This is a genomic window from Paenibacillus darwinianus, from assembly GCF_000598065.1.
Classification (GTDB): domain Bacteria; phylum Bacillota; class Bacilli; order Paenibacillales; family Paenibacillaceae; genus Paenibacillus_I; species Paenibacillus_I darwinianus.
The window spans coordinates 1-4448 of the sequence record NZ_KK082145.1; the positions used below are offsets into that span (position 1 = coordinate 1).

Sequence of the window (4448 nt, forward strand, 5' to 3'; positions counted from 1 at the left end):
AGCCAGAAGCGGCGGAGGAGCTTGGCTTGCCCGCCGATGTGCCCGTCATGCTTGGCGCGGCCGACGGGGTGCTGGCCAACTTCGGCGCAGGCGCGATCGAGCCCGGCGTCGCCGCCCTGACCGTCGGCACCAGCGGCGCGGTGCGCGCCGCGGTCCGCGCGCCTGCAGCGGACCCGTCAGCGAGCTTGTTTTGCTACCCGCTTGCCGGGGATCTCTGGATCGCCGGCGGCGCGGTGAACAGTGGCGGCGTCGTCTTCCGCTGGCTTAAAGAGAAATTGGCGCCCGATCTGGCGGCCGGGAACGACGGGGCGGACGGCTATTCGCGGCTGGTCGAGCTTGCGTTAAGCGCGCCGCCGGGAGCGGGGGGGCTGCTTTTTCTGCCGCATCTCTCCGGCGAACGGGCGCCGCATTGGGACGAGCGGGCGCGAGGCGTGTTCTTCGGCCTGTCGCTCGACCACGACCGGCAGCATATGCTTCGCGCCGGCCTCGAAGGGATTTTGTTCGGCCTGCGCTCCGTTGCGAACGCGCTTGCCGGTCTTACTGGTCCGCCACGCGAATTCCGGGTCTCCGGCGGATTTGTGCGTGCGGAGCCGATCCGGCAGCTAATGGCTGATGTGCTCGGCTGTTCCGTCGTGCTCGCCGACAGCGAGGAGAGCTCGGCGCTCGGCGCCGCCAAGCTTGCGCTCTATGCGTTAGGCATGAGCGCCTCCCTGGAGGAGGCGGCTGGCTCCTCGAATCTGACCGGCAGATGCGAGCCGAATCCGGGGCATGCTGCCATCTATGGCGAATTGTACGGGATGTTCCGTTCGTTGTATGCGAGGACGGCGGATTCGTTCGCCGAGCTGGCCGCTTTTCGCGCACGCGGCTGACTGCGGTATGCGGCGCGGCCGCAGGGCGGAATTCAGAAAGTTGTTGGCCTGAGGTTTTCTTTCGCGGGCAAAAAGAGTAAAATGGGGATATTGCGAAAAATACGATATGAAAAAGGATGGACGAACCAAAATGGCGAAACAGCAAATCGGTGTCATCGGCATGGCCGTCATGGGCCGCAATCTTGCCCTCAATATCGAAAGCAGAGGCTTCACGGTGTCGATCTTCAACCGTTCCCGGGAGAAGACGGACGATGTCATGAAGGAAGCGGCAGGCAAAAAGTTGCACCCTACATATACGATTGAGGAGTTCGTCGAGTCGCTTGAGACGCCCCGCAAAATTCTGATCATGGTTCAGGCGGGCGCCGGAACGGACGCGACGATCGACTCGCTTGTTCCGCTTTTGGCGGAAGGCGACATCATTATTGACGGCGGCAACGCCTATTTCCCCGACACCCAGCGCCGCAGCAAGGAACTGGAGGCCAAAGGCTTCCGCTTCATCGGTACGGGCGTATCCGGCGGGGAGGAGGGCGCGCTCAAGGGCCCGTCCATTATGCCCGGCGGCCAGGAATCGGCCTATAAGCTGGTGGAGCCGATTCTTACGGCAATTTCCGCAAAGGTCAACGGCGAGCCTTGCTCCACTTACATCGGACCGGACGGTGCGGGCCACTACGTGAAAATGGTGCATAACGGCATCGAATATGGCGATATGCAGCTGATCTGCGAAGCCTACCACCTGCTGACGGCCGTGCTCGGCGTCAACACGGAGGAGCTTCATCAGATTTTCAGCGAATGGAACAAAGGCGAGCTCGACAGCTACCTGATCGAGATCACGAAGGACATTTTCGCCAAATACGATCCGGAAACGGGCAAGCCGATGGTCGATGTGATTCTCGACTCCGCCGGCCAGAAAGGAACCGGCAAGTGGACGAGCCAAAGCTCGCTCGATCTCGGCGTACCGCTCTCGATCATTACAGAGTCTGTATTCTCCCGTTTCCTGTCGGCGATGAAGGAAGAGCGCGTGGCGGCGAGCAAGCTGCTCAAAGGCCCGCAGACACAGCCGTTCCAGGGGGACAAGCAAGCGTTCATCGAAGCGGTGCGCAAAGCGCTGTTCGCCAGTAAAATTTGCTCTTACGCGCAAGGTTTTGCCCAAATGCGCGCGGCGTCGGAGGAGTACGGCTGGAACCTGCGTTACGGCGATATCGCGATGATTTTCCGCGGCGGCTGCATCATCCGCGCCCGGTTCCTGCAAAATATCAAGGACGCGTACGACAAAGACCCTGGGCTGCGCAACCTGCTGCTCGACGAATACTTCAAGAACGTCGTCGAATCGTATCAAGGCGCTTGGCGCGAGGTTGTGGCTGCGGCGGTCACGCACGGCATTCCGGTGCCGGCGTTCGCCAGCGCGCTCTCGTACTACGACAGCTACCGCAGCGAGCGGCTGCCAGCCAACCTGCTGCAGGCGCAGCGCGATTATTTCGGCGCTCATACGTTCAAGCGGGTGGACAAGGAAGGCTCGTTCCACTTCGAGTGGCTGGAAAACTAAGCTCTGCTTCTTAATTCGCGGACCGACTCGGTCAGCCATGAACGCAGCCGGACGATTTCCTTTTCGCCGCCGGGCCTGCGATGGATGAGCACCATGGCCGCCTCCGCGAAGCAGATGAACATTTGCAACAGCTGTGGCCGCGGCAGATCCGAGATGATGGGATCGCCGTCGGCCACTTTCTTTTTCATGTACTCAAGCACCCACACGGCATCCTCCTTGCAGAGCGGCCTGTCGGGATCGAGAATTTGGCTCAGCCGTTTATCGGCCTCGTGCTCATAATGGACGGTCATGCTTTGCGATCACTCCGGTTTCTCGTATAGGGTATTATCATCCTTACGGCAATAACCGGGATTTTATACACGGGCAGGCAACCTTTTTTCGGACGCGCGCGTGATCTTCCCTAAAAGCAAACCGCTGTGGTATTATAAGTCGAAAACGAGGGTGTACCCGGTGAAGACAAAATGAACAATGACGAGACGGCCGTGAGCGGCCTGAAGCTGTTTGCCGGTGTGGCGGCCGGAGGAGCAATCGGAGCGGTTGCCCGCTATGGAATCGGCCTGTGGCTGAACCCGGGACAAATGCCCGCATTTCCATTGGGAACGCTTGCGGCCAATGTGCTGGGATGCTTCCTGCTGGGCGCGCTTCTCAGTTATGCATCGGTGCGCGGCATGCCGCCGTTCTGGAAAGAGACGGTGGGGACCGGCATGATCGGCTCTTTTACCACGTTCTCCGCCTTTGGCATGGAAACCTTCGGTCTGTTGCGGAGCGGTTATGCGGCGCTGGCCCTTCTGTACGCTGCCTTATCGGTCGCTCTGGGTTACGCGGCGGCGCGAGCCGGCATGACGATCGGCCGAAGCGCCCGCAAGGGGGGGCGATCACGATGACTGAGCTTTGGCTGCCGCTGCTGGTCGCCGTCGGAGGCTCAGCGGGCTCCGTATGCCGGTATGCGATTGGGCGCCTTTTCGCTTATCGGGGAAAGGCTGCCCCCTATGGAACGCTGACGGTGAATCTGTCGGGTGCGGCGCTGCTCGGCTTGCTGTACGGCATGGCTTGGAACGTGAATCAACCGGCATGGCTGCTGCTGCTGGGCACCGGCTTTTTAGGTGGTTACACCACCTTCTCTACGCTGATGGCGCAGCTTGCCGCGATGCGCGAGACCCGAGAGAGCCGTTTAGCGGCGGTTTATTTCCTGACGACGCTCGGCGGCGGTTTGCTGCTGACGGCCTGCGGCTTCTTCGCCGGCCTGTGGTTGAACTAATTCTAATTCTAATTCGGATACATATGCAAAGGAGAATGGACTGGCATGGACGTTATGGTGAACCCGACGCCCGAGTTGAAAGGCGACATTCAAGCTTTATCCTCCAAAAACTACACGACGAGATATTTGCTCGTCGCGGCGCTTGCCGAAGGGACAAGCACCGTGTACTATCCGGCTCACAGCGAGGACAGCGACGCGATGCGCCGCTGTATCCGCGATCTCGGCGCGACCGTCGAAGAGGACGACGAGAAAATCGTCATTACCGGCTTCGGCCGCAATCCGCTGGCTGTGAAAGAACTCAATGTCGGCAATGCCGGAGCGGTGCTGCGCTTTCTGATGTCGGTCACCGCGCTCTGTCCCGAGGTCACGTTCGTTAATGTCTATCCCGATTCGCTCGGCAAGCGTCCGCACGACGACCTGATCGACGCGTTGCGGCAGATCGGCGTCGAAGTCGACCACAACGAGGGCAAGCTGCCGATCACGATCCGCGGAGGCAATCCGAAGGGCGGCAAAATCCGGGTGTCGGGCAATGTCAGCTCCCAATTTCTCAGCTCCCTGCTGTTTCTGACGCCTCTCTTGCCGCAGGACAGCGAAATCGAGGTGCTGCACGATCTGAAATCGAAGGTCGTCGTCGGGCAAACGCTCGAGGTGCTGGAGCAGGCCGGCATTGTCATCCATGCGAGCGAGGATTTGATGCATTACCGCATTCCGGGCAATCAGTCCTACGAAGCGAAAACCTATGTCGTACAAGGCGACTATCCCGGCTCGGCGGCGGTTC

At 60.4% G+C, this 4448-nt stretch carries 6 protein-coding genes; 5 read left to right on the forward strand and 1 reads right to left on the reverse strand.

Translation table 11 applies throughout. From position 1 onward, the window contains the following. Both BG52_RS05385 and gndA read left to right on the forward strand, forming a co-directional pair. Positions 1-869 (forward strand): FGGY-family carbohydrate kinase (locus tag BG52_RS05385; protein ID WP_036666938.1); only part of this gene is annotated, 869 nt, incomplete at its 5' end. A gap of 130 nt (positions 870-999) precedes the next feature. Further along, positions 1000-2412 carry an NADP-dependent phosphogluconate dehydrogenase gene (gene gndA, locus BG52_RS05390; RefSeq protein WP_036580484.1) on the forward strand — a complete coding sequence of 471 codons (1413 nt, stop codon included), beginning with the start codon at positions 1000-1002 and terminating at the stop codon, positions 2410-2412. Here gndA and BG52_RS05395 read toward each other — a convergent pair. Continuing rightward, entirely contained in the window at positions 2409-2702 is a 294-nt protein-coding gene (locus tag BG52_RS05395; protein WP_036580482.1) for a hypothetical protein, read from the reverse strand. The two genes, gndA and BG52_RS05395, sit on opposite strands and share 4 nt — an antisense overlap. A 171-nt stretch (positions 2703-2873) precedes the next feature. Between BG52_RS05395 and crcB the strand changes: the two genes are divergently transcribed. The 3 genes from crcB to BG52_RS15255 form a co-directional block, all read left to right on the forward strand. Next, positions 2874-3296 carry a fluoride efflux transporter CrcB gene (crcB, locus tag BG52_RS05400; RefSeq protein ID WP_051587667.1) on the forward strand — a complete coding sequence of 141 codons (423 nt, stop codon included), beginning with the start codon at positions 2874-2876 and terminating at the stop codon, positions 3294-3296. Further along, positions 3293-3670 carry a FluC/FEX family fluoride channel gene (locus BG52_RS05405; RefSeq protein ID WP_036580479.1) on the forward strand — a complete coding sequence of 126 codons (378 nt, stop codon included), beginning with the start codon at positions 3293-3295 and terminating at the stop codon, positions 3668-3670. The genes crcB and BG52_RS05405 overlap by 4 nt, the downstream gene beginning before the upstream one ends. A 45-nt stretch (positions 3671-3715) precedes the next feature. After that, on the forward strand, positions 3716-4448 hold a 733-nt coding region (locus BG52_RS15255; protein ID WP_036666940.1), incomplete at its 3' end, for a 3-phosphoshikimate 1-carboxyvinyltransferase.